General features: G+C 42.7%; 22 protein-coding genes. 9 read left to right on the top strand and 13 right to left on the bottom strand.

Features of this window, described 5'->3' with window-relative positions; all coding sequences use genetic code 11:
* Positions 1-69 precede the first annotated feature (69 nt).
* A complete protein-coding gene (locus N475_RS04985) occupies positions 70-693 on the bottom strand; it encodes a TIGR04211 family SH3 domain-containing protein (RefSeq protein WP_063364773.1) in 624 nt (207 codons plus the stop codon).
* A 348-nt stretch (positions 694-1,041) separates the two neighbouring features.
* Here N475_RS04985 and N475_RS04980 point away from each other — a divergent pair, with 348 nt between their 5' ends.
* The 3 genes from N475_RS04980 (at position 1,042) to N475_RS04970 (ending at position 4,115) form a co-directional block, all read left to right on the top strand.
* Complete coding sequence (locus N475_RS04980; RefSeq protein WP_063364772.1) at positions 1,042-2,559, top strand: CYTH and CHAD domain-containing protein; 1,518 nt, start codon at positions 1,042-1,044, stop codon at positions 2,557-2,559.
* Positions 2,528-3,205, top strand: a complete 678-nt coding sequence (locus tag N475_RS04975; protein ID WP_063364771.1) for an START domain-containing protein — start codon at positions 2,528-2,530, stop codon at positions 3,203-3,205. The genes N475_RS04980 and N475_RS04975 overlap by 32 nt, the downstream gene beginning before the upstream one ends.
* A 64-nt stretch (positions 3,206-3,269) precedes the next feature.
* Complete coding sequence (locus N475_RS04970; RefSeq protein ID WP_063364770.1) at positions 3,270-4,115, top strand: HDOD domain-containing protein; 846 nt, start codon at positions 3,270-3,272, stop codon at positions 4,113-4,115.
* A gap of 84 nt (positions 4,116-4,199) precedes the next feature.
* Here N475_RS04970 and metK read toward each other — a convergent pair whose 3' ends face one another.
* Positions 4,200-5,351, bottom strand: coding sequence for a methionine adenosyltransferase (gene metK / locus N475_RS04965; protein WP_063355380.1), 1,152 nt, complete (start codon positions 5,349-5,351; stop codon positions 4,200-4,202).
* 261 nt (positions 5,352-5,612) lie between these two features.
* Between metK and tkt the strand changes: the two genes are divergently transcribed.
* Positions 5,613-7,604: a transketolase gene (gene tkt / locus N475_RS04960; RefSeq protein ID WP_063364769.1), complete on the top strand. Its 1,992-nt coding sequence runs from the start codon at positions 5,613-5,615 to the stop codon at positions 7,602-7,604.
* A 223-nt stretch (positions 7,605-7,827) separates the two neighbouring features.
* On the opposite strand, the gene N475_RS04955 is transcribed toward tkt, so the two are convergent.
* From N475_RS04955 to lptD, 7 genes are all read right to left on the bottom strand, one after another.
* Positions 7,828-9,843 carry a methyl-accepting chemotaxis protein gene (locus N475_RS04955; protein WP_063364768.1) on the bottom strand — a complete coding sequence of 672 codons (2,016 nt, stop codon included), beginning with the start codon at positions 9,841-9,843 and terminating at the stop codon, positions 7,828-7,830.
* Between the two features lie 115 nt (positions 9,844-9,958).
* Positions 9,959-10,759 (bottom strand): symmetrical bis(5'-nucleosyl)-tetraphosphatase, encoded by an 801-nt coding sequence (locus N475_RS04950; RefSeq protein ID WP_063355383.1) that lies wholly within the window; start codon positions 10,757-10,759, stop codon positions 9,959-9,961.
* A gap of 3 nt (positions 10,760-10,762) precedes the next feature.
* Complete coding sequence (apaG, locus tag N475_RS04945) at positions 10,763-11,152, bottom strand: Co2+/Mg2+ efflux protein ApaG (RefSeq protein ID WP_063355384.1); 390 nt, start codon at positions 11,150-11,152, stop codon at positions 10,763-10,765.
* Positions 11,136-11,942, bottom strand: a complete 807-nt coding sequence (gene rsmA / locus N475_RS04940) for a 16S rRNA (adenine(1518)-N(6)/adenine(1519)-N(6))-dimethyltransferase RsmA (protein ID WP_063355385.1) — start codon at positions 11,940-11,942, stop codon at positions 11,136-11,138. The genes apaG and rsmA overlap by 17 nt, the downstream gene beginning before the upstream one ends.
* Positions 11,939-12,931: a 4-hydroxythreonine-4-phosphate dehydrogenase PdxA gene (pdxA, locus tag N475_RS04935; RefSeq protein ID WP_063355386.1), complete on the bottom strand. Its 993-nt coding sequence runs from the start codon at positions 12,929-12,931 to the stop codon at positions 11,939-11,941. Before pdxA ends, rsmA begins: the two co-directional genes overlap by 4 nt.
* Positions 12,932-12,942: 11 nt before the next feature.
* Positions 12,943-14,235 (bottom strand): peptidylprolyl isomerase SurA, encoded by a 1,293-nt coding sequence (gene surA, locus N475_RS04930; RefSeq protein ID WP_063355387.1) that lies wholly within the window; start codon positions 14,233-14,235, stop codon positions 12,943-12,945.
* Between the two features lie 14 nt (positions 14,236-14,249).
* On the bottom strand, positions 14,250-16,505 hold the full coding sequence (lptD, locus tag N475_RS04925) for an LPS assembly protein LptD (protein WP_063355388.1): 2,256 nt from the start codon (positions 16,503-16,505) through the stop codon (positions 14,250-14,252).
* Between the two features lie 98 nt (positions 16,506-16,603).
* On the opposite strand from lptD, the gene N475_RS04920 reads away from it, so the two are divergent.
* Genes N475_RS04920 through djlA form a run of 3 tightly spaced genes read left to right on the top strand, consistent with a single transcriptional unit; the run spans position 16,604 to position 19,174 of the window.
* Complete coding sequence (locus tag N475_RS04920; RefSeq protein WP_063355389.1) at positions 16,604-17,638, top strand: aminoglycoside phosphotransferase family protein; 1,035 nt, start codon at positions 16,604-16,606, stop codon at positions 17,636-17,638.
* Between the two features lie 2 nt (positions 17,639-17,640).
* Positions 17,641-18,318: an N-acetylmuramate alpha-1-phosphate uridylyltransferase MurU gene (murU, locus tag N475_RS04915; protein WP_063355390.1), complete on the top strand. Its 678-nt coding sequence runs from the start codon at positions 17,641-17,643 to the stop codon at positions 18,316-18,318.
* Positions 18,308-19,174 carry a co-chaperone DjlA gene (gene djlA, locus N475_RS04910; RefSeq protein ID WP_063355391.1) on the top strand — a complete coding sequence of 289 codons (867 nt, stop codon included), beginning with the start codon at positions 18,308-18,310 and terminating at the stop codon, positions 19,172-19,174. The genes murU and djlA overlap by 11 nt, the downstream gene beginning before the upstream one ends.
* A 2-nt stretch (positions 19,175-19,176) precedes the next feature.
* Here the strand turns inward: djlA and N475_RS04905 are convergent, their stop codons facing one another.
* A complete protein-coding gene (locus N475_RS04905) occupies positions 19,177-20,052 on the bottom strand; it encodes a DUF3530 family protein (protein WP_063355392.1) in 876 nt (291 codons plus the stop codon).
* 120 nt (positions 20,053-20,172) lie between these two features.
* On the opposite strand from N475_RS04905, the gene N475_RS04900 reads away from it, so the two are divergent.
* Both N475_RS04900 and nhaD read left to right on the top strand, forming a co-directional pair.
* Positions 20,173-21,111: a polyprenyl-phosphate transporter gene (locus tag N475_RS04900; RefSeq protein ID WP_227008387.1), complete on the top strand. Its 939-nt coding sequence runs from the start codon at positions 20,173-20,175 to the stop codon at positions 21,109-21,111.
* 300 nt (positions 21,112-21,411) lie between these two features.
* Positions 21,412-22,857, top strand: a complete 1,446-nt coding sequence (nhaD, locus tag N475_RS04895; RefSeq protein ID WP_063355393.1) for a sodium:proton antiporter NhaD — start codon at positions 21,412-21,414, stop codon at positions 22,855-22,857.
* 15 nt (positions 22,858-22,872) lie between these two features.
* Here nhaD and N475_RS04890 read toward each other — a convergent pair whose 3' ends face one another.
* From N475_RS04890 to N475_RS04880, 3 genes are all read right to left on the bottom strand, one after another.
* A complete protein-coding gene (locus tag N475_RS04890; RefSeq protein ID WP_063364767.1) occupies positions 22,873-23,853 on the bottom strand; it encodes a 6-phosphofructokinase in 981 nt (326 codons plus the stop codon).
* 79 nt (positions 23,854-23,932) lie between these two features.
* On the bottom strand, positions 23,933-25,771 hold the full coding sequence (locus N475_RS04885) for a choice-of-anchor I family protein (protein WP_193343301.1): 1,839 nt from the start codon (positions 25,769-25,771) through the stop codon (positions 23,933-23,935).
* A 173-nt stretch (positions 25,772-25,944) separates the two neighbouring features.
* Entirely contained in the window at positions 25,945-26,343 is a 399-nt protein-coding gene (locus N475_RS04880; protein ID WP_063355396.1) for an MmcQ/YjbR family DNA-binding protein, read from the bottom strand.
* Between the last annotated feature and the right edge of the window lie 54 nt (positions 26,344-26,397).

Here is a 26,397-nt window from a genome sequence, read left to right as displayed (position 1 = left end):
TTTATCTCTTTTGATACTTGTGTTGTAAAGAAAAAACCCACTTTACTGCTAAAGTGGGTTTTTTCTTAATTAGCTCCAGCCGTCATACCGCTTTCTTCGCGATAGCAACATTGTGAGTATCACGCCGAGAAGAACACCACCTAGTGCAATGCCTCCTCCATAAGTTAAAAGTAAATGCTGCTCGCGTTCAACCTTGTTTTGGTTACTCTTGGCCTGTAACTCAAGTTGTGCGTTTAAGTCTTTGATGGTTTTTTGTAACTCGCTATTTTGTGATTCAAGAGAGTCATAGTCGCCTTGCAGCTGTGGCATTGAAGTTTGTAATGCAGCTAACTGATTTTGAGATACGTCCAATGCTTGCGAGAGCTCATTGAGCTGCTGCTTTAAGCCAGGCTCTGCTGTTACAAACTTTGACTCTACCCAGCCACTGCGCTCTTTATTATCGATTATACGTACATAATCATTACTTTGCTCATTCGTTATTGTGATAGGCGAGCCTGCTTCAATAGAGCCCAGAATGCGATAGTTTGTACCCGGACCTGAGTGCATAAACAAGTAGAGGTTATCAACGATATAGCCATTAGGCGTATTTTGTTGTGCCGTTTGTTCCTGTGGATTTGTCTCATCTAAATCTTGTGCATGCAATGTAAGAGGAGCAAAAACAAACAAAAGTGGCAGTGCGAGCTTTTTGAACATTCGCGAGCCTTTATTTTTAAGTTCTATAGACAATTATCAAAATAGTATGGATTTAAGTGGCGCTTGGCAAGCGCTTAAAGCATAAACAGACGGTTTTAACCTATATGTAACTGAAGCTTACCCCAAGTCACGGGGTATCTTTATAAACTGTAGTGAACTAGCTGGATTGGTGGGGTTATTGAGAAAGCTGGCATATGAAATAATGATGAGAATCACGAATATGTACAAGATGATAACAATTTGTATAATTTAGTGTGTTTAGTTCGCTGGAGTGGTAAAAAGATTGCAAATGTTGGTGCCTTTGTATATTTTGGGGGTTCTTAAATTTTATAGGTAAACCACGCCCTAATGGACACTGAAATAGAACTGAAGTTTTTGGTTTCAGATAATGAAGTTCCCTTGATCCCAGCTTTAATCACCCAGTTTGCAAAGCGGGTAAATAATAAGCCAGCAAAAAACCTCCAAAATGCTTACTATGACTCGCCAAGTAGAGAATTAAGGGCGCTTGATATCGGTTTACGAACGAGATGCTTAGATGACAATTGCGAGCAAACAATCAAGCTTTCTGGTGAAGTAGTTGGCGGGCTTCATCAGCGTCCAGAGTATAACTTACCTCTTTCAGGCAATAAGCCAGATATCTTTGCATTTGATAGCTCCATTTGGCCAATGGGAATGCGTTTGGAGTCCATTGCCGAAAACCTTTATCCTATCTTCAGCACCAATTTCATTCGCCGAACTTGGCTCATAGAAACAGACAATGGCGGCAAAATAGAAGTTGTACTCGATAAGGGAGAAATTGCAGCGCGGGGTAAAGTTGACCCTATCTGCGAACTTGAAATAGAGTTAGTGGAAGGCGACAGAGCAGATCTATTCGACCTTGCCGAACAGCTTTTGTCGCACATTGGTTTGCGCTTAGGCTTTTACTCGAAAGCTGCGAGAGGCTATAGACTGGCCGATGATTTACCACTGATTGTTGATAAAGCAATTGGATTTGTACCCTTATCCGATGATTGTACTCAAGAGCAGGCATTGATGGCGACGGTAAACTATGCCATTGAGTTTGTTCAAAAACACGAACAATGCTACGTCAACGAACCAAGCTTAAAAGCGCTAAAGCGTATCATTGATGGCGTACGTTTGATTAGGCATGCATTTTGGCTGTTTAGCGACTTTGTGGCCAAAGAGTCCACTGAGGCGCTCAAGAAAGAATTAAAGTGGTTGCTAGGGGAGTTGCAATGGGTTGAAAGCGCGAGCTATTTGAAAACTTATACCTCCAAGCGACACGCCTATTACAAGCGCATTCATAACGCGCCAGAGCTGGCACATGTTATTGGGGATCTGAAAGATGTGCAGCCAACACCGACTGATTTAGAAGATTTATTCCATTGCGCTAGATATAACCGTCTCATTTTGGCTTTAACACGTTGGTTGCTAGAAAAAAGCTGGCGACAAAACTGGGATCAAAATGCGATCAAAGCAGCACAAAGTAGTGCTAAGTCCCAAGCAAAAAAATCATTTGATTCAGATTGGAAAAATCTGAGACAAACGTTCTCAGAAAACAAAACGATGTTGGTGAGTGAATATTTAAATACTAGAGAAATCCTAGAAAATATGCTGCTCAGTGGAAATTGTTTTGGCAGCTTATTTGAGGCCTCTCAGCGTCATGACTTTAGAGCGCCATGGATGGACATTGTGTTTGGCATTCATGAACTAGAAACTCTGCACTATTTAAAGCAGTTATGCGAAGGTCAAAAAGAGCAATCATTTACCGATATATTATCTTGGTTGCAACAAAAAGCAGACTTTCTTGTCAGTGCTATGGAGCAAAGTCGGCATGCGTCGCTTAATTGCGAACCATATTGGTAGAATTAGAAAAGTTATCACTCTGCTAAGTGCTCTGACAGTGAGTAGTGCTCACGGCTCAGAGCATTGGCAATTGTACACATCTACTAGTTGGCTTGAGATCCACTATCGCAAACAGCCTAATGGGCTGTTACAGGTTAAAGGCCAAGCAAAGCTTAAAAACGCAACGACCAAATCTGTTATTCGCGCACTTATCAATACCGATGCTATACCTGTTTGGGTGGACAACATTCAATCTGTTACTCTTTTGGCGCAGCCTGAGAGTAATCAATCGCTTGTCCACACAAAACTAAACCTCCCATGGCCTGTGTCCGATAGAGACATGCTTACGCTGTCGTGCTTTAGCAAAATGGATGATGGCAAATATTTATTGCAAATTCGCTCCGTGCCAGAAGCCGCAAGCACTGGAACACTTATTCGCATAACGGAGATTGTGATTGATTGGGAGTTTCAAGAAAGTACCTCTGATTTGGATATCACTTATACTGCGCAAGCAAGGCTAAATGGATCTGTTCCTCAATGGTTAGCGAACAAAGCTTCGCTTAAAAATACGCAAAAAATGCTCCGCTCTTTACGAGCTCTGCTCGCCAATCAACAGGCAATAACAACCGAATGGACACTCCCTCCCGGAGATTGTGACGGATTTTGAAATAGTCGCGACAGGGCAAAATTCATCTACTACACTAAAATCAAAGCCACTTGATAGTTGACCTATGATAGATATTGATGACAAGGTTTTAGCTGATTTGAGATCTGGGTTCAGTCTACCTGCGAAGCCAGAGATATTGCAGAGCTTACAGAATGAACTTAATCAAGATGAACCTGAATTAAGCCGAGTTGCAGAAATAATTTCTGTAGATGTGGCGACTGCTGCCGCAGTATTGAAGGTCATAAACTCACCGGCATATGGCATGTCGAGAACAATTACAGACATCAAGCAAGCGGTGATGTTTTTGGGTATGAACTGTATTACACAAGTTGTGACTGGGCATTTACTTAAAAGTGCGTTTGATCAGGATGATAGCTGTATTTCTTTGCAGAGATTTTGGGATAGTGCGTCTGAAATTTCTCAAGTGGCCATGCTAATCGGGAAAAAAGTGCGAGCTCAAACGCCTATTGAGGACTTGCAGTTGTTAGGGCTTTTTCATGATGCAGGTATTCCTGCGATGGCAATGAGGTTTAAAGATTACGCGGATGTTTTGTCTCGAGCTTCACAGCGTCCGGAGCAAACCTTGTTACAATATGAAGAGCAGCAATACCCTACAAATCATACGGTTGTGGGTTATTACTTAGCCAGTTCCTGGCACTTACCTAAGCGGGTCTGTCAGATAATTCTCCGTCATCATGATGCTATGTTTTTTCAAGATTGTGAAACTGATATTGAAAAGCAAACAATGGCGATTTTGAAGCTAGCCGAAAACTTTACTTTTGAAATTAAACACTTTAGGAGCTGCGCAGATTGGTATGCCTTTAAAGATGACGTAATGCTCTGCTTGGACCTGAGTGACGACGATTACACAGATATAAAAGAAGATGTGGAAGAATTTCTAATTGGTTGAGAGCCGAAATTAGCACGAATATTGAGCATTAAAAAAGGCGCTAAAGTGAAGCGCCTTTTTTGCAACTGTTTCGTATCGCTACGATTATAAGTTGGCCGCTGCTTTTAATGCGTCAGCTTTGTCTGTTTTTTCCCAAGGGAATTCTTCACGACCAAAGTGACCATACGCCGCAGTTGGCTGGTAGATAGGACGCTCTAAATCAAGCATGGTGATCAAGCCGTAAGGGCGAAGATCGAAGTGTTCACGTACTAATTCGATTAAACGCGCTTCTTCTAATTTACCAGTACCGAACGTATCAATGCTAATTGAAGTCGGCTCTGCGACACCAATAGCGTAAGAAACTTGAATCTCACACTTATCAGCAAGGCCTGCAGCTACAATGTTCTTTGCAACATAACGACCAGCGTAAGCAGCAGAACGGTCAACTTTCGATGGATCTTTACCAGAGAAAGCACCACCACCGTGACGAGCCATACCGCCGTATGTATCAACGATGATCTTACGACCAGTTAAACCACAGTCACCCATTGGTCCACCAATAACGAAACGGCCAGTAGGGTTAATGAAGAATTTTGTTGCTTCTGTAATGAGTTCTTTAGGTAAAGTTGGCTTGATGATTGTTTCCATCACAGCCTCTACTAGGTCATCTTGTGAGATTGAATCACAGTGCTGAGTAGAAAGTACAACCGCATCAATACCCACTGGCTTGCCATTTTCGTATGCAAAAGTTACCTGTGATTTCGCATCTGGGCGCAACCAAGGAAGAGTGCCATCTTTACGTACAGCAGCTTGGCGTTGAACTAAACGGTGTGAATACGTGATTGGTGCAGGCATTAAAACGTCAGTTTCGTTACATGCATAACCGAACATCAAGCCCTGATCACCAGCACCCTGTTCTTCAGGACGAGAGCGGTCAACACCTTGGTTGATATCTGGTGATTGCTTACCAATTGTGTTCAAAATTGCACAAGAGTCTGCATCAAAGCCCATATCAGAGTGAGTGTAGCCAATTTCACGTACTGTTTTACGAGTTAGCTCTTCAATGTCTACCCAAGCACTTGTGGTTACTTCACCACCAACCATGACCATACCTGTTTTTACATAGGTTTCACACGCTACACGTGCCTTAGGGTCTTGCTCAAGAATTGCATCTAATACTGCATCGGAAATTTGGTCAGCAATTTTATCCGGGTGGCCTTCAGATACTGATTCTGAAGTAAATAAGTGTTTCGCCATTATTTTATACTCACAATAGGGCGCTTCGCGAACATGCGTAACACAGCGCTTGAAAAATTTAAGGAAGATATTCTAACTAAAACATTAAACTATGCATAGTTTTTTTACGCCTAGACGTCTATTTTTACATCGCTTCTTTTAATGCATTAAAAACAATGTGAATTTATTAGTTTTCTGCTGATTTTAATTGCAGTGGTAATTTTATTAGGTAAGAATGGGCCTTTAAAACAACCGTGCAAACATTTAAAGGTAGGAGAATCCATGCCATCTCGCAAAGAACTTGCAAACGCAATTCGCGTTCTATCCATGGACGCTGTACAAAAGGCTAAATCAGGCCACCCAGGAGCACCAATGGGAATGGCTGACATCGCAGAGGTACTTTGGCGTGACTATTTAAAGCACAACCCAAATAACCCAGAGTGGGTTGATCGTGATAGATTTGTATTATCAAATGGCCACGGTTCAATGTTAATTTATTCATTGTTGCACTTAAGCGGCTATGACCTTTCGATTGATGATTTGAAGAATTTCCGTCAAATGCATTCAAAGACACCAGGTCACCCTGAGTATGGTTATGCACCAGGCATTGAAACAACAACAGGTCCACTAGGCCAGGGTATTACTAACGCTGTTGGTATGGCAATCGCTGAAAAAGCATTGGCTGCGCAATTTAACCGTGACGAATACGATATTGTAAACCACTACACTTATACGTTCTTAGGTGATGGCTGCTTGATGGAAGGTATTTCTCATGAAGCATGTTCTTTAGCGGGCACACTTGGCTTAGGTAAATTGATTGCGTTTTGGGATGACAACGGCATCTCTATCGACGGTGAAGTAGAAGGCTGGTTTAGCGATGACACTCCAAAGCGTTTTGAGTCTTATGGTTGGCATGTAATTCCAGCTGTTGACGGCCATGACAGCGAAGCGATTAAAGCAGCAATTGAAGCAGCGCGCGCTGAAACAGGTAAACCAACGCTAATTTGTTGTAAGACCGTAATCGGTTACGGTTCACCAAACAAATCTGGCAGCCATGACTGTCATGGTGCACCACTGGGCGATGACGAAATTAAAGCAGCTCGTGAGTTCTTAGGTTGGGAGCACGGTGCTTTTGAAATCCCAGAAGGTGTTTATGCTAAGTGGGATGCTGCAGCGCACGGTCAACAAATTCAAAGTGAGTGGTTAGTTAAATTCACAGAATATCAAATTAACTACCCAGAGTTAGCAGCAGAATTTGAACGTCGTACTAAAGGCGAATTACCGGCAGATTGGGCAGCTCAATCTGAAGCGTATATTGCGCAATTGCAAGCAAACCCAGCAAATCCAGCGACGCGTAAAGCTTCACAAAATGCATTAAACGCATTTGGCCCAATGCTACCTGAGTTTATGGGTGGCTCTGCTGACCTAGCAGGTTCTAACCTAACAATTTGGGAAGGTTCAAAAGGTCTTACAGCTGAAGACGCATCAGGTAACTACATCTACTATGGTGTACGTGAGTTTGGGATGTCGGCGATCATGAATGGTATTGCACTTCACAAAGGTTTCGTACCTTACGGCGCTACATTCTTAATGTTCATGGAATACGCGAGAAATGCAGTTCGTATGGCAGCCCTAATGAAGCAGCCAAGCATTTTTGTATATACACATGACTCAATTGGTCTTGGCGAAGATGGTCCAACGCACCAGCCGGTAGAGCAACTGGCAAATATGCGTATGACACCAAACCTAGTTAGCTGGCGTCCATGTGACCAAGTTGAATCAGCAGTTTCATGGCAGCAAGCGATTGAGCGAAAAGATGGCCCAACTTCTCTTGTATTTACACGTCAGGGCTTAGAGCAGCAAAATCGTACAGAAGAGCAAGTTGCTGCGATCAAACGTGGCGGTTACGTGCTGAGCTGTGATTCAAACCCTGATGTAATTCTGATTGCAACAGGTTCTGAAGTACAGTTAGCTGTAGAAGCTGCACAGCAGCTTCGCGAGGCTGGTAAGAAGGTGAGAGTTGTGTCTATGCCTTCCACAGACGTATTTGATGCTCAATCTGCTGAGTACAAAGAATCAGTACTACCGGCTGCGGTAACGAGTCGAGTTGCAGTTGAAGCGGGTATTGAGGACTTCTGGTACAAGTATGTTGGTTTAAATGGCGCGATTGTGGGCATGAGTACTTTCGGTGAGTCAGCACCTGCTGGTGAGCTATTCAAGCACTTCGGCTTTACTGTAGAAAATATCGTACAAAAAGCAAAAGCACTTTTTTAAGTCACTTAAAGGAGTGAGTCTTTTTAAAAGACCCATGACTAGCATTAAAAACCGCCTCATTTAATTGCAGGCGGTTTTTTTATGTGTGTACAAAACTCTGAGGGGAAGCGCCACAGCTTTTGCTTGTGCGTGATTGTGGATTATTGAAATATTAGTTGAGTATTGACGAGTGGTGGTTGTATAGAAAAGAAAAAGGCCATAACGAATTATGGCCTATTGGATTTTAAACTCTAAATTGAGATACGGATTGTCGTAACTCTTCAGCGAGTTTAGCGACTTCAGAGCTGGAGATTGACGTTTGGTTTGCTCCCTCAGCTGTCTGCTCCGCTATTGTGACGATAGACTCAAGTCGTTCGCTGATCTCTTGAGATACCTGTTGCTGCTCGTTTGCCGCTGTGGCAATTTCTTCACTGACATCATGAGCTCGTGATACAGCATCTGTGATGCTGTTGAGCGCTTCATTTGCAATATCACTTTGTGCTACACAAGATTCAGCTTGCTGCTGGCCTTTAGACATTGCACTTACGGCTTCTTCAGCGCCAGATTGCAGCGATTCAATCATCGATTGTATCTCTTGTGTTGACTCTTGAGTTTTACTTGCCAATGAACGTACTTCATCTGCTACAACGGCAAAGCCGCGACCTTGTTCACCTGCACGAGCGGCTTCGATAGCAGCATTTAATGCAAGTAGGTTAGTTTGTTCAGCGATACCACGGATTACATCCAAAATACCACCGATTGCCGAGCTATCTTGGTGAAGCTTATTGATAACAGAAGAAACTTCTTCGACTTCATGTGCCAATTGCTCTATGGTGCGTTTGTTGTCGTGAGAAATGCCTTTGACTCGTTCAGCCTCTTGATCGGCATTCTTGATTTCTTCCAGTGCTTGATGGGCACTATTGCTAACGCCATGTGCAGTTGAGCTCATCTCAGTTGTAGCAGTTGCAGCTTGCTCAACCTGAGATTGCTGGCTTTTAATTGCATGACTGGACTCAGAGGTAATTGCTGACGTTTGTTCAGACGCAGCTGCTAACTGCGTAGAGCGAGAAACGATACCAGCAATAAGGTCCTTCAAGCTCTCGATTAATGTATTACAGCTTTGTGCTAACTCGCCAAATTCATCTTTTGCTGAAGCGTCAAGTGAATGTGTCATATCGCCTTTGGCAACAATATCCAGAACACGGTTTACTTCTGCCAATGGCTTGGTGATGCGACTAACTGTTACGTATGCAATGCCGATAGCAAGCAATGCTGCTGCAATCATGCCAGTCCAAGTTGCGATGTTTGCAGAAGAGACATCTTGATTTACTTCGTTTTGAATTTCAAATGCAAGTTGTTTAGACTGTGAAACAAGGTTACCCAGTTGCTTTAACGCTTTAGCCGTGGCTTGCTCAGCAACGTTCAACTCATTTTTTGTGTTCTCTCTTGCATTGATAAGACGCTCCCTGTTGTTAGGGATACTATTGCTTCCCTGAAGCTGATCAGACAATGTTTGATAGTAGGTATCCAAATCATTGAGTAAGTCCTCATCTAACTCGGCAACGGTTGCACGCATCAACTCGATATTTCTGTCGATGTCTTCAAACACATAGCTCTGCTCTTTTTTCACGATATCTAAGGTACTTCTCTCATCAATCGTTAGCATGTCAGCACTACTTGTCGCCAGTGAGCTAAAAGAGTTCTCCAGTTTATTTGCTGCTTGATAAGCTCTTTGGTTAATACTTTCAAAGCCTTCTAAGTCTAAGATGTCAACAACAACGGTCGCAGCATCATCCGCTGCAATTTCTGCTTCTTCAAGCTGCGTCTTAAGTTGTTTATTCAAGCTTAACTCTAGCGCCTTGTCTTGAAATAGTGACTCTACAGAGCCTGAGAAGGTTTGAAAACTAGCACGAACTTCTTTGCTGCTGCTAGAAAGTGTAGGTTCATCACTAACCGTGTTGTCTAGATCAGAATAACTGCGCTCAAAAGCCTGTTGGCGCTCGTTAAAAGCCGTTTTAAGACTATTTAAATCACCTGTAGATTGAGTGTAAAAACTCGCTTGAGCTAATTTACTCATCTGAGTAAATTCAATCTGTAGTGCAGCGCTGCGGTCGAGCGCAGGTAAAGATAGCGTATTAACGAGCTGAGTAGAACTATCTATATTTGCGATCCTGAGCAGTGAGTTCCCTCCGATGGATAATAAGAGTAGGGTAATGATTATAAAGCCACCCCAAATACGTTGGCTAACGGTTAAATTCATACAGGTATACCATCAAGTTAAAGCAGTACAACTACTTATCGGATTTATTGCGCATTAGTTAAGTATTTTATAGCAGATGTGAATAGAAAATTCAGTAAAAATGGACAGTTTTCGATTATTTGCTTGTTATTTGTTCATTTGTAGACAAGTTTAATAGCGTCATTGGTCCTCCCCACACATATCCTGTATCCAACGCAATGGTCTTGGTCGTAGTGGTCCTACCTTCTAAGGCCGCCCAGTGTCCAAATATAAACTGTGTGCTGGATGTTTTAAACCTAGAGTGGTTAAACCAAGGGGTCAATCCATTATTTAATTCTATCCCAGATTTATTATCAAAATCTAAACTGAGATCTTGAGTTAAAAAGCGCATACGCGAAAATACGTTGACGATCGAATTAAACTTAATCTGTGTATCTTTTGTATCAATGATGACATCTGATTGCTTGCCGTACATCGCACTGAGATAGCGAGCAGCATCTGGACCTTGATAACAGTCTTTTGCCCAACTGGATAATTGCAGTGCTGTTTCTATCGTCCACAGAGGGTAGATCCCTGCGTGGGAAATAAAGCTATCATACTGCGTATTGTAGACACACAAGGGTTGAGATTGCAGGTATGCTACGTATGCAGGTAACTTATCACTGGCTAATAGTGGCTCAAGTTTATCTTTCGGGTTAGCTTGTTTATCTGTTAATACCGTAGCAAGTAAGTGCAAGTCGTGATTACCAAGCGTGACGGTTACAGAGTCTTGTAGTGTGTAAACTAGGTCAATACAAGAGAGGGAGTCAGGTCCTCGGGCGACCAAATCTCCCACAAGATAGAGGTGATCTTGACTAGGGTTAAAATCAACTTGATCAAGCAAGTTTTTAAACGGCGCATAGCAGCCTTGCAAGTCACCAATTGCGTAAGTAGCCATAGCCTAATGCAATATATCCGGTCGATTTAGTCGAAACACTTTAATCGGTGCTTTGAACTCAGAGCCAAACTCATTGCGCATTAGATAATAACCTTCCATAGTGCCAACTGGCGTATCAAGCACTGCACCGCTTGTGTACTGGTAGCTCTCTCCTGGGCGAATGGTGGGCTGTTCACCAACAACGCCATCACCTTCAACCTCGGTTTCTTTGCCATTGGCATCTGTGATGAGCCAATAACGGCTCTCCAGTTTAGCGCTACACAAACTATGATTCTTGATAGTAATGGTATAGGCAAATACGTACTTGTCTTTCTCAGGTTGTGACTGAGCTTCTACATAAAATGTTTCTACCGAGACTTTTATCGGCGAACCGATCTCACTGTTTGTTGTCATAAATCCAGTTTGCAATTTCAATAAATTGAGTAAGAGAGATATTTTCCGCACGCAGTGACGGGTCAATACCCAGTTGCTTTATTTCTTCTACGGTCAACAGGTTTGAAAGGCTGTTTCTTAATGTTTTACGCCTTTGGTTAAAAGCTTCCAAGCATACAGTATTAAGGATTTTTGTACTTTTCGCATTGCGACTAGCGGCATCCTTAGGCATTAACCTAACCACAGCAGAATCTACTTTTGGCGCAGGCTTAAAGCATGTAGGTGGTACTTCGATCACCGGTATTGCATGGCAGTAGTATTGTGTCATCACGCTTAGTCGGCCGTAGGCTTTTGAACCAGGACCCGCGACCATGCGATTCACCACCTCTTTTTGAAGCATAAAGTGCATGTGTTCTACCTGATCTGCAAATTCAAATAGGTGGAACAGTAATGGTGTTGATACGTTATACGGTAAATTACCAAAAATCTTTAGCTTTGATTGTTCATCTACTAAGGTAGAGAAGTCAAACTTCATGGCATCACCCTGATGAACAGTAAGTTTACTGCCCATGAAAGGATGCTCAATTAAGCGCTCGGCCAAATCCCTATCTAACTCAACAACGGTTAACTTACCACTGAGCTCTACAACCGGCTCTGTGATTGCGCCCAAACCAGGTCCGATCTCAACAAGGTTATCGCCAGGTTTCGGGTCAATAGCAGTCACTATTTTATCAATAATGCTTTCATCATTAAGGAAGTTTTGACCAAATCTTTTGCGGGCGCGATGCCCTAAATGTACTTTATCTGTCATGAATTCTGTAATTTCTTGCTTGCAAGCTTAATTGCTTCGTGTATTGCTAATTCAAAGCTACCAACTTCTATATCACCAGATGCGGCTAAATCAAGTGCCGTACCATGGTCAACTGAAGTTCGAATAAAAGGTAAACCCAGTGTAATGTTGACCGAGTTTCCGAATCCTTTGTATTTTAACACAGGTAAGCCTTGATCGTGATACATCGCGAGCACGGCATCTGCATTATCTAAATATTTTGCTTGAAATAGCGTATCTGCAGGCAATGGACCAATGAAGTTTTTGCCTTCTTGGTTAAGCATTTCGAGCACCGGTGTAATTGTATCTATTTCTTCGTTGCCAAGGTGTCCACCTTCGCCTGCATGAGGATTTAAGCCGCAAACTAAAATTCGCGGTTGTGCAACGCCAAACTTGGTTTGTAAGTCGTGATACAGAATGTTGGCAACTTTTGTAAGGCGTTCTTTGGTAATCGCTTTAGATACATATGCAAGAGGAATGTGCGTTGTGGCGAGTGCGACTCTTAATCCTTTAGTCGCAAGCATCATAACAACATCAGGCGTATTAGACTGGTGCGCAAAATACTCGGTATGTCCGCTAAAAGATATTCCTGCTCGGTTAATGATACCTTTATGCACTGGCCCAGTTACTACTGCGGCAAATGTGCCATCCATATTTTTTTCGGAGGCAATACGAAGCGTATCTAGCACATACTGCCCATTGCGCTCATCTAGCTGGCCTGGTTCGACATCACAGCCCTTATCCACTTGCAAATAATAGATTTGCTTTGCCGCTGCTGGCGTCACTGGTTGTTCTGGGTCAAATGCTAGTAGCTCTACCTCTAATCCTAGCTCTTTAGCTCGTTGTTCTAAAATGGTTTTATCAACAACAGCCACGAGTTGCGCAGGCCACTGTTGCTGCGCTAACTTTAGAACTAGGTCTGGCCCGATCCCCGCGGGCTCCCCTGGTGTAATTGCTATTCTCAAGCACATATGAAGTCTTCTTATTGGCTTTCGATTACTTGAATGTGAGCTTGCTCACGCATTTCTCTCATCCACTTGAAGCTTTCTTCTTTGAATTTTCTTCTGAATAAAAGCTGATGAGCACGATTAAGTTTTGCTTGTTCAGTTTTATCAGCAACTCGCTTATCTAGCAACTGAACAATGTGCCATCCAAATGTACTACGAAATGGCTCACTGATTTGATCTTTCTCAAGACCCATAAGCGTATCTCTAAAAGCAGGCACGTATGTTGATGGGTCTGTCCAGTCGTATTCACCGCCTTTCAAAGCAGAGCCAGGGTCTTCCGAGTGCTCTTTTGCCAATTCAGCAAAATCAGCTTTTCCTTCACGAAGATCTTTTACAAAACCTGCCAACATGTCTCTGGCTTTTTCTTCACTTAGGATGATAGAAGGCTTTAATAGGATGTGTCTTGAACGAACTTCTACAGTCTCAACGACTTCACGCCCTCTGACGTCTTGTACTTTGACAATATGGAAACCAGCACCAGAGCGTAACGGACCTACAATTTCGTCCTTTTTCTTACCCTTAATAGCTTCTGCAAATAGGGTTGGCATTTCATTAATACCCATCCAACCGAGCTGTCCACCATCTAACGCATTTGCACCACCTGATGAAGCAATCGCGATGCGTTTAAACTCTCTGCCTTCGTTAAGGAACTCGATAACTTTTTCGGCGCGTTCCCTTGCTTCTGCAATTTCCTCAGGGTTTGCTTTGCTGTCTACTTTGATGAGAATGTGACCGATGTCGTATTCTTCACTTTGACCTGACTGCTCAGCTAAAATTTTATTAAGGTTATCCACTTCTTGAGGGCTAATGTAGACTCTTCTGTCTACTGCACCACGTTTTACTTGGTTCATGGTGATTTCTTTTCTCAGCTCTTCTCGGTAAGCTTGGTAGCTCTCTCCTGAAGCTTCAATTGAGCGACGTAAATCAGCGATTGTACCACCTTGCTCTTTGGCAATATTGGCTAGCGTTTGATCTAAGTGGGCGTCAGATATTTCAAGGCCCATTCTGTTTGCCAGCTGTAAAATGAGCACTTGATCGACAAGTCTGTCAGTAGCTTGAATGCTAAGAACTTTGTCGGAAGGTAACTCAGTGCCTTGTTGCTTGGCTTGTTCTTTTACTCGGTTGACAATTTGGTCTACTTCGCTTTGTAAAACCACACCTTCGTTGACGGTAGCAACAACTTTATCTATTTGTACACGCTCAGCAAGTGCTTGCTGACATAGTGCAGCACTCAATATTGGAATTAGTAACAGCTTTTTGAAATTCATAAGAGTCTTTGTTGTTAATTATTTAAAAAATATGGTCTACGGTAACCAAAGATACCTTGTTTCAGCAATTGACTTGCATCATACCTTGACTTGCTTCCTAACCCTTTTAACACAAAATTGATGTTTATGCTCGAGTCAAAAACTGGGTCTTGGAATTGCGTTGTTTTATTCAAGTCAGTTTCTATGGTTCTATTGCCTGTGATCTGAATTGCCCAGCAGCATGATTCATATTGAACCCCTGCAAAAACTTCTACGCTTCGTTTGGCAGTCAGATCTCGGTGGTAGCTTGCGACCATTTGCCAGTTTTCATCAATGGGCAAGCTGGTAAAAATACCAACTTGATCTATCTCGTTACCTGAGACATCGTTGGCATAGTGATGGTTCAACTGTACCAGCTTTTTATTATTACCACGATAATCTAAAGTCATATGCGAGCGGATCAAGTCCTTTTCGTCGGCATCATACTGCAAACCACCTGAAAAGTACCAGCGCGGGTGCCAGTGTATTTTGGTTTCAGCTGCAAATAGTGAGTTGTAGTTGTTATCTCGGAACTGATCGTTGAACGTTGCTTCTGTAGGTTTTGCAGAATCACTTAAGTAAATTATCTGGCCAACGCTAAAGCTAAATCTTTCAACATTTTTGCTATCTAGTAGGCGAGTGGTGGCACCTAATGTAAACTGATTCGCCTCTGAAATGTAATCAATGCTTGAAAAACGCCTTTCTCGAAATAGACCAAAAAAATCATCCTGCATTTTCACCGTATCGTATAAACCAATTTTGCTTTGGTCCTTTTTAGGGGTGTAAAGATACTGAATCTGTGGTTCTAATGTCTGCGTTCCACCATCAAGTATGCTGTGCATACTGCGCTCTAAATTTAATTGACCGTGGAGCCTAACTTGAGGCAAGGTTCTTGAAACGGATTCTTTAAATTCTTTGTCAGTGAAATTGCCATTTTGTTCGTAGTGCGTGTGCAACAGGGCAAAACGAGAATCAAAAGACCATGCATGTTCACTTAAGTTGTAAGTTACACTCGGCTCTAGGTGAAGTCGAGTTGCATCCGTTATCGAGGCGTTGCTGTTTCTAAAATGGCTAAGTTGACCTGTAAATCTCCAATCTAAACCAAGATATTGTTCAGCGGTACGATTTTTAATCGTTACTTCTGGTAGTGTAGAGTAAGACTCGGTGTGATTACCCAAGACCTCAAAATCTTGCACTTGCAAGTCAATCAGCCAATCCTCGCCAAGATAGCTAAGCTGACCTTTTCTTGTTAGTTGTGTGTCCGTTTGATTTGCATAACTTGAACCTAAGTCTGTGAGGTAGTTGTCATCACTCACGTTGGTGACATCGATACTTGCACGCCAAAAGTCATCGAAATAGCTTTGCTGTTGCCAGTGAACTAAATACCGCTCGTCGAGATTCGCTTCAGATTTATCATTACTCAAATATTCCGTTGCAATCACGCCATAGTGTTGATCTGTTAAATACCGAAATTCACCTTGCAGTTGTAAGCCTTTATTTGACATGTAACGGGGCGTCAACAAGGCGTCGTAATTTTCAGCTAGATTGAAATAATATGGCGTGACAACTTCTAATCCATACCTATTTGAGCTAGATATAGTGGGCGTTAATAACCCCGATTTTCTTTTGTCATCAATAGGAAATGTAAAATACGGCACATAAATAATCGGGGTGTCTAAAATTTTTAGGACGGTATTGTACGTTTCTCCCCAGCCATTTTCTTTATCTAGAATAATGGTACTTGCCTCGATAGCCCAAAATGGTGAGCTTCCGGGACAGGTGGTAAAACTGGCGTTGAATAGTCCGACTTGGTGTTGTGATGCATGAAGTTTTTCTGCTTTACCTCGACCTTGCTGTTGAGTCAGGCGGTATTCAGCACCTAGCAGGCTAAATTCGCCATTACCGAGGTCTGCATACATACCTGAACTGTTGACTAAGGTATAGCTATCTTGAAACAGAAGTGGTCCAGATGCGTTCAATAGCCCCTGACGTTTGTCTATCAGTGCACTTTGTGCTGTCATGGACATCGCATCGGTATTGACTGCAACATTGCCAGAGAACTCAGCACTTTCAGTGCCTTGTAGTTCAACTTTATTTGCTTGAATGTCGATAGTGTTAGGCACCAAATCGGGAATTGGTTGCCACCCTTTAGGCTGAATATACTCTTTACAGAGTCCGCCAACAGTGTTCGAATTGGCTATAGCCGTTGTACTAATTAGGGGTAGGACTAAAATGCCCCAATTTTTACTCATTTATCAACCTTGTCTACCTAGCACCACTATTCAAGCCAGACATGATAAATGAAAACCGTGTTAAATACAGTAATTAAGATCAGTAATTGGTGATAAATATGACGAGGCCAAACTCACAAGCGATAGCACAAAGACAGAAGGATAGATTGCAATTTATTGAGCAGTATCTAGGGGAAGGAGCTGGCTGTCAGGATTTACGCTCTATAGAAGCGATTACCGGGGATGCGAGTTTTCGTTTGTACTTTAGAGTGCAGCTTACTTCACAGGACCTGATTTTGATGGACGTGACGCCAGACAAAGGCAGTATAATGCCCTTTATAGAACTTAATAAAGATTTCCAAAACAGTGGATTAGCCGTTCCTACAATACATGCTTTCGACGTTCAATTGGGCTTTGTGTTGTTGGAGGATTTGGGTTCTACTCATCTGGCGGATATTATTGAAGTTGGTTTTGACAAACAAAAATACAGTGATTTGTTACAGTGGCTACCAAGAATAGCCAGTATGAATGAGTCAAACTGGATGAAGCCTTATGATGCAGATTTCATTCACCTAGAAATCAATATTTTTCGACAGTGGTTGGTTGAATCTTGGTTAGGCATGCAATTTCCCAAAGAATTTGAGGTGCAGTGGCAAAGTTTGACAGAGCGACTAACCGAGCAAATGTTGTCACAACCACAAACCGTTATGCATCGTGATTTTCATAGCCGAAACATTATGTACAGTGGTGAAAAAGGGCGGCTTATTGACTATCAAGATGCGGTGGTGGGCCCTGTTTGTTATGATGCCGTTTCTCTCCTTAAAGACTGCTATATCAAATTGCCGAAAGAGGATTTTTTATCGCTACGCGAAGAGAGTTTTCAACGGCTTGATGCTGCTGGGGTACTCGGTGGCATGACCTATCCGCAATATATTTATTATTTTGACCTGACTGGTGTGCAAAGGCACCTCAAAGCTGCAGGTATATTTGCACGATTAAATCTCAGAGATGGTAAACCGGGATATTTGCAAAACATTGTACCGACGCTCCTCTACGTGGTTGAAGCGGCAAACAGTTACAAAGAGTTTCAATGGCTTGCAACTTGGTTGCAATCCGAGATAATACCTTCGATAAAAATCAAACTGCAGAGTTGACAATGAAAGCCATGATTTTAGCGGCTGGGCGCGGCCAGCGTATGATGCCGCTTACTGCTGATACTCCGAAACCCTTGCTATTAGTAGCGGGGAAACCATTGATTGCCTACCACCTTGAACGGCTAAAAGAGGCAGGTATTAATGAAGTGGTTATTAATCTAGCTTGGCGCGGAGATAAGATTGAAGAAGCCTTTGGTAATGGTCAGCACCTAGGCATGCATATTGAGTATAGCTATGAGCCTGAAGGTGGTTTAGAAACTGCTGGTGGGATCGCCAAGGCTCTACCTCTTTTATGTAGCCAAAACGACACATTTATAATTATCAATGGAGATATTTTTACTGACTACGACGTACATGCGTTAAGTCAATTGCAACTGTTTGATGGTGAAGCCCACATTGTTCTTGTTGAGAATCCAGCACATAATCCAGAAGGGGATTTTTTGCTTACTCACCAGCCAAACAATGCGCAAAAATACACTTTTTCAGGAATAGGTCATTACCACAAAACATTTTTTGTAAACGTGGCATCAGGTAAAGTGCCTCTCGGTCCAATGTTGCGTAGCGCGATCGAAAATAACACTGTATCCAGTGAGTTATACCTTGGCCTTTGGCATGACATTGGTACACCTGAGCGGTTAAATCAGATAAACCAAGAAATGGAGGCCAAAAATGTGGGGTAAGCTGTTAGGCGCGGGCTTTGGATTTTTGTTTGGGAAGTGGCTCGGCGCGATCTTGGGCTTTTATTTGGGCCATTTGTTCGATAAAAGTCTCAAGCAAGACTTCGATAAAGCGGGCGGGTTTCAAGGGTTTTTCAATGGCGATGACCTAAATGAACGCCAAGCGCTGTTTTTTTCCAGTTGTTTTTCAGTCATGGGCCATATTGCCAAATCCAATGGCCGAGTAAGTGAGATCCATATTCAAGCAGCTTCTGCATTTATGGACGAAATGCGTTTGCATGGCGACGAGAGAAAAGAAGCACAAAGTGCCTTCAATGCGGGGAAAAGCGCTGAGTTTTCTATCAAAGAGTCTGTAAGTGACTTTAAAGAAGCTTTTGCGAGACGATATGACCTGTTGCAGTTATTCCTTGAAATTCAAATCCAAATGGCATTTTCTGATGGCCATTTAGCAGCCAAAGAGCTTGAGTTATTGAAGTTAGTGAGCAAACACTTAGGTATTGGTGAAAAGCACTTTCGATTTATTCTTAAGCGATATCAAGCAGAGTTTAAATTCAGACAGCAACGCGCTCACTGGCAATCGCAGCAACAATCTCGCTCTAGTGGTAATGAAAGGCAATATCAACATCGTACACATACCCCACAGCCTCCTTCAGAGGTATCTGAAGCACAAGCACTTGCTGTATTGGGACTAGAGCAAGGAGCTAGCGACAAAGACATAAAGCGCGCTTATAGAAAGCTAATGGCACAGCATCACCCTGATAAATTAGTTTCTCAGGGTTTACCAGAACATATGATGGAAATTGCCAAGGGCAAGTCGCAAAGTATACAAGCAGCCTATGAGGTGCTGAAAAAGAAGTAGCCTTAAAGTTGACGTAAAAATCCTGACAACTCTTTTCTGAGCCTTTGGTGTTGACGCGCTTGAGTATGTTGACCAAATAACTGTCTCTGGCGGTAGTCATATTTGCTGTTACGTTTGGCCCATCTACGTCTGTCTTTAATGGTATGAAGCACCGCTGGATTATCATAAGAGTAGTAAACGTCTAAAAGGGCTGGGCTCACCAAAGACAAACTCGCAGGCAAGTGTTTATTTCTATTCGGGTTAGCCAGTTGTGCGCTCACAGTAATTAGCGCGTCGACACGAATATTTGGTAACGTAGCTAAATATTCGGTGATTAACCCAGCGCTGTTTCCAAATGCAAGAATGGCAATATGCTCATTGTCGCGAAGCGCCAAGGTTTTATAGAGCGCCGAAAATCGGGCAACCAATTCGGTTTTATAGTCATTCAAAGCCGTTTCACTAATCATCGGCACACTGGCAGACCTATTTTTATCCTTCATTTCGTCATCAGTACCGCCGATAGCATCTTTCATTAAATCGGGACCATGGTTGAAACTGGGTGAAGGAATAACATATGTATCGTAGCCATCGTCGTTAAGTGCTTCTCGCAAGTAACTTAACCCATTTCCTTGAACTGAGCTTTGCCCTATACCTGGCAGCATGACGATGATTCCACGCTTGCTGCCACTCATGTACTCTGAGAAGAGCACTGGTATTTCTCTTTCGTCATCTTTGATAGTGATAAATGAGTCGCTGGCAAACCAGTAATCAAGGTCTGATTGGATCACTTCGGATTTAGCGATCGGTGCAACATGTTCAACAGCAAAGGTTTGTGTGCTAACGAGGGTGAGCACTAGGTAGACCAATAGGGAAGAGAGTAATAATGGCTGACCTTTCATAGTAAATCGCTTTATGTTGCCCGGTATATTGTAAAGTATCGACTGCAAGTCAATGAACTTTAGTAATTTGGTGATGTAATTTGATACACTTGTACGGTTGATAGGATTGGAGGTATATCGGTGTCAAATACGACAGACAGTAAACGTGATTACATATGGTTGTTTTTTAAAGGGGCAGGAATGGGGGCCGCTGATGTCGTACCGGGCGTGTCTGGTGGGACCATCGCATTTATTACAGGCATTTATACACGCTTATTGGCGGCCATAAAAAGCGTTGATTTGAGTGCTCTAAAGATGGTGTTGAAAGGGCAGTTTAAGGATGCTTGGGCTCATATTGATGGCAGCTTTTTAGTCGCTGTGTTTGGGGGCTTATTTACCAGTGCGTTATCTTTAGCAAAGTTGATAACTTACTTACTTGAGCATCATCAACAAATGGTTTGGTCATTTTTCTTCGGCTTAATCATCGCCTCTTTCGTTTACATCGCAAAAAAAGTAGAACGATGGGAAGCAAAACATATTGTGAGCTGCGTTTTAGGTGCTGTGATTGCTTATGTAATTACATCTCTTAGCCCCGCAGAGGCACAGGCTCATACTTGGTTGTATTTTGTTGCTGGCAGTATTGCAGTATGCGCTATGATTTTACCTGGTATCTCTGGTAGCTTTATCTTACTTTTACTTGGTATGTATGGACACGTACTCGCCGCCATTAATAATAAAGAAATTATGTTGGTCGGTTTGTTTTTACTGGGCTGTATTTGTGGGTTAATGATGTTTTCGAGGTTTTTGTCTTGGTTGCTAAGCAAATTTGAACAAGTGACGTTTGCTTTATTGTCAGGATTTCTCATTGGCTCTTTAAATATGCTTTGGCCTTGGAAGAAGGTTGTATCTACTTATGTTAATTCTAGCGGTATAGAAAAGCCTCTGATGCAAAAGAATATTTCACCGATGGAGTTTACTCAGATAACAGGTCAAGATGCTCAGCTTTTTGTGTGTATCGGCTTAGCTGTAGCTGGACTGATATTAATCCTAACCCTAGATCGCATAAGTCAACAAGACTAAAGCTGTGCTGTAATGGTTAAGTCACAAGCAAAGCAGCTTATGGCTTAACCGGTTCTTGTACTTCATCGTTTATATTGCCTCAAATTCATTGGTTCTGCTTTTTCATATTCCACATTAATTCATTCATCATAAATTGTCGTTATCGTGAATATAGACGTTTGTTGTATCACTAGATATCAGCCTTTTACATGCCATATCGTAAAATAACTGTAAATGTAGACTTGTGTACAATGCCAAGAGTGTAAAAAGTGTGTTACCTTCTGGCGAAGATGTGCTCACTTATTTAGGAAAAGCCTTGAAATGAAACATGTAGGGATAAGTTGCCTGCTATTTTTCTGCTTGCTGGGACTGAGTTTTTCAGCGTTTGCTTCTACCTCTCAACTTGATCTAACAGCCAATACGCTTGGGTTTATATGCATTGCAATTTTTGTGGTGGCATACACCCTTGTGATGTTGGAAGAAAAGCTCCACATGCGTAAATCAAAGCCTGTTTTAGTCGCAGCTGGTCTCATTTGGATATTGATTGGCGCTTATTATGTTGAACAAGGCATGCCAGAAGCGACCGAGCATGCATTTAGACATAACTTGCTCGAATTCGCTGAATTAATGCTGTTTTTGTTGGTAGCAATGACCTATATCAACGCGCTGGAAGAGCGCCGTTTATTTGATGCTCTGCGCACTTGGATGGTACGAAAGGAGTTTAGCTACAAAACACTCTTTTGGTTAACTGGCTTTTTATCTTTTTTCATTTCACCGATTGCTGACAACTTAACCACAGCTTTATTGATGTGCGCCGTGGTGATGAAAGTCGCCGAAGGGGATAAAAAGTTCATCAATTTAAGTTGCATTAATATTGTAGTTGCAGCCAATGCTGGTGGAGCATTTAGTCCGTTTGGTGATATTACTACCTTAATGGTCTGGCAAGCGGGCATGGTAAAGTTTAACGAGTTTTTTGTCTTACTTATCCCTGCGGTGGCTAATTATGTTGTCCCTGCTGCCATTATGAGTTTCTTTGTGGCAGATAAAAAGCCTAATTCCAGTTGTGAGGTTGTCGAGCTCAAGCGTGGCGCGCTGCGTATCTTAACTCTGTTTTTATTAACCGTAGCAACGGCGGTAATGTGTCATAGCTTACTTCATCTACCACCCGTATTGGGCATGATGATGGGACTTGGATACTTGCAATTTTTTGGTTATTTCTTACGCGTAACATTGCCAGGCTCGTTGGCGCGTAAAATGGCAATGGCTGAACGGGAAGGGGATAAAGAGCGTCTCAAAAAACTGGGTAGCGTTGTACCATTTGATGTGTTTAGCAAAGTCTCGCGTGCGGAGTGGGATACGTTGCTATTCTTCTATGGTATTGTGATGTGTGTAGGTGGGCTTGGATTTCTGGGCTATTTAAACCTCATGTCTCATGTTTTATATGGCGGTTGGTCCACAACAGGCGCTAATGTATTTTTAGGGGTAATTTCAGCGGTTATCGATAACATTCCTGTAATGTTTGCGGTGTTGTCAATGCAGCCGGATATGTCTCATGGCCAATGGTTATTAATTACTTTAACAGCTGGTGTGGGCGGTAGTTTGCTCTCTATTGGGTCAGCAGCAGGTGTAGCGCTGATGGGTCAAGCAAGAGGGTACTACACTTTTTTTGGTCACTTAAAATGGACGCCAGTCATTGCACTAGGTTATGCCGCGAGTATTTTTGTGCATTTATGGCTAAATGCTGAGTTATTTACGATTTATGGGTAATCAGTAAAAGTATTGCTAGGTTAAGGTCTGGTAGACCGAGTGTATTGCTTGGTCTACTGGTTTTTTTTGCTCAGTAGCAGCGATAATACAGCGCCTTATTAATTTGCCTTGCTCTTTTCCAATCATAACCCCTGATTCAGAGTATGCTGCTTCTACGGCCTCTATGCCCAGCTCGGTGGCTAATATTCTATCTTCAGGACAAGGGCTTCCGCCTCTTTGAATGTATCCCAATACGCATACTGCACTTTCAATATTCGCGGTGTCGTTGAGTGTTTGTTTTAAACCTTGAGCGCCCCCAGGCCAAAGGTTTTCAGCAAGTACAATAACAAAACTCGTGTGGTTATTTTTTTGCTGAGTTTGGATTTGCTCAATAAGAGAGAGCTTCACTTGCTCTAAACTGCTAGAAGGGCAATTCTCAAATGACAAAATGCTTTCAGCAGCGGTTGCTAGGCCGACATTGAAAGCAATATGTCCACTGTGCCTGCCCATCACTTCAACTATAAATACCCGTTCAAATGCATTTGCTGTGTCTCGGATCTTATCAATAGCGTGTGTCGCCGTACTTACTGCTGTGGAAAAGCCGATAGTACTGTCTGTGCAAGCAAGATCATTATCGATGGTGGCAGGTACGCCAATTAGTCGCCCGGACCAATATGATTGCAAAGCCATCATACCGCGAAATGACCCATCTCCACCGATCACGACGAGGGAGTCAACCTTATGGCGTTTTAATGTCTTGGCGACGTTTTTAACACCATCATCGGTGTGCATTTGTGGGCAGCGGGCGCTTTTCAAGATGGTTCCACCGTACTGCAGTATTGGCCTTACCATTTCGGGTGTGAGCGTTAGACACTCATCTTCTATGAGGCCATTGTAACCATGATAAAAGCCAATACATTTAATACCTTTTGCATGGCAAGAAAGAACGATGGCACGAATGGCTGCATTCATGCCTGGCGCATCGCCGCCGCTGGTAATTATTGCGAGACTTTCCATGACAAACTTCCGCTATGTCTACAGCTTGCTGTTAGACTCTATCCTAGACAGCGATGCTTAAATGTCAATGCTTTAGGAGCTATTGCTCTGCAATTGACCAAACTGAAATGCTACCAGAAATCTCGTTACCTACCACCAATAACGCAGTACCTGTTGGGCTATTTTCCGCGTCGATAAACGCCATGCCTTCTGGCGCTAAGTCACCGCTAATTTCTGCGTCTTTTTGTAGGCCTCGATTTATCATGTAGGTGTTCATTTTTACATTAAATGGGTTAGAGATGTCATAGACTAAAATACCTCCCATGCGCTCTAAGCCAATAAATGCATAAGTACGATCACCAATATTGCCGATAGCGAGCGCTTCAGGCTCTGCGCCCTTTGCATCTGAACGTGTGTCTCCTGAGTTTTCATCTTCATCGTTGTTGAATGCATCCCCATGGATAGCGGCGGTGATTTTGCCAACATCGTCGCCTGAATCGTATACTCTGTGACCATTGTGATCCCAAATGGAGAAAGAACGTGCGCCATACGTATAGAGTTCTTCGTATTGACTATCATTGTTCGCATCTCCAAGCTCTGTAGAAACCTTTAAGCGGCCAATATCTAGATCATCGTTATTGAGGTAAGAAAAGTTTCCTCCCAGAGCTAGGTCTTCTGCACGCGATTCATCAGTATAAGCTAGACAGCCATCATCTTCGTCAAACTTCAGGCCACCTTCTGCTAGGCATGTGATCTCATCTTGAGAGTCAAAGAAATATTCACGGCCATCTCCTTCGTTTGCAGAAACAATAAAATTAGCACCTTGCCATTGGTAAGTTGCGATAGAATCAGGCTGGTACATGCCATACAGTCCAGGGTAAGACGCAAAATTAATTTTGTCGTCTTTGTCCGAAGCATCGAGTGTCCAATTGCTCCAATCTTTAAACCCAAGACCTTTAACTGTGAGTGCATTTGTCTCTAGATCGACGATAGCTAGCGCATTGTTCTCCTGCAATGAGACGTAGGCATAGCGTCCATCTTTGCTCATGGATACGTACTCAGGCTCAAGATCCATAGACACACTCGTAGTGATTGCATTCCCTTTGATTGTTCTACCTGTCGGGTTAGCGAAGACGACGCCTTGTGCTTCAAGTGTTGCTTGTTGAGTGTCGTATGCGTTGAAATTAAGAAGAGTGGCATTGTCAGCGATTTGGCCATTTACAATGTCGATGATTGCAATGCTGCCTTCAGGGTCAATGCTGTAGTCACCTTTTGGTTCCCCTTCATTGGCAACAATAACTTTTTTACCATCAGGAGTAAAAGTCACCATATCCGGTAAGTCGCCGACAGTTACTGACTTGAGGAATTGCGGGTTATCTTGAGCGATATCAAAAAATAGAATTTTACCTGCTTGGCCAGTCTCTTTTGCTACGGCTACAGCTAATAGGTTATCGTGAATGGCCAAGCTATTCGCATCACCCGTTTCGAGTTCATTGAGTTGAATGGTTTTGCTACTCTCAAGGTTTGTGTTTGTAACGACACCTTCTGCATTTTTAGTCAGTGCTTCTGCGTCTAGTTGTGCGATGCTTACGACTTCAATAGTGGCGGGTGATGCGGAGCTATTGAGGGCGAAAATACGCTGACTTTGTGTGTGGTAAGCAACTATTTCTGCGGCACCTTCTGGGCTTTGTGCATTTAAAACTGCTCGCCCTACAAGTGTTGGTACCAATTGTATTGTTGCTGATTTACCAGGGTCTCCAGCTTGTCCTTGCGCGCCTGTATCGCCAGTATTCCCTTTTTCTCCTGTAGGTCCCGTTTGCCCAACTTGTCCCTGTTCACCTACTGCGCCATCTTTGCCATTTGAGCCATCATCTCCCTCAAGTGCACAGCCAATAAGTAAAGTAGAAAGCGCTAAGGGTATTATTAGTTTGTTCATTATTAGATTTCTCCTAAAAGCAAAAATTATCTTGGAGGAGTGAATCACAGAGGTTTTACGAGAGCATGACAGTGAGGGAAGTTTAGTGAACTATTCGGTAATTGCTAACTATTGCGTAGCATGGTCGGATTTTTGTGTGGTTAAATGGCCCTCGCACAAGGTGCGAGGGAGGCCAATTAATTATCACCAGAGGTGATACGCGCTAACTCTTCACGTTGAGCAGTAGGAAGATTGTCTACAACAATGTTGTAAGAGTCATCAATTAACTTCTTAAGCTCATCTTCAGGTATGCTACCGTCAAGCACAATGGTGTTCCAAAGTCGCTTGTTCATGTGATAGCCAGGAACGATAGACGAATATTTGTCACGCAGTAACAAAGCTTCATCGGGATCGCATTTTAAGTTCAACCACCAAACGGGTTCTCCGTTTGCATTTGTTTGACCTTCTTTACCTTCATAAAGGGTCGCAAACATTTTATGTTGCACTTTATAAACGTCTACCTCTTGAGCAAACGGTTTTGTAATAAAGGTTCCAGGCTTTGCCTGTAAATATGTATGTACACTCTTCTGATCCATAGCCCGTGTCCTTGAAAAAACTATATTAATTAATACAACATGGGGCTAATTTTA

Source organism: Pseudoalteromonas luteoviolacea DSM 6061, from assembly GCF_001625655.1.
GTDB lineage: Bacteria > Pseudomonadota > Gammaproteobacteria > Enterobacterales > Alteromonadaceae > Pseudoalteromonas > Pseudoalteromonas luteoviolacea.
The sequence above is the reverse complement of the archived record's forward strand: the minus strand, read 5'-3'. Positions and strand labels throughout refer to the sequence as shown.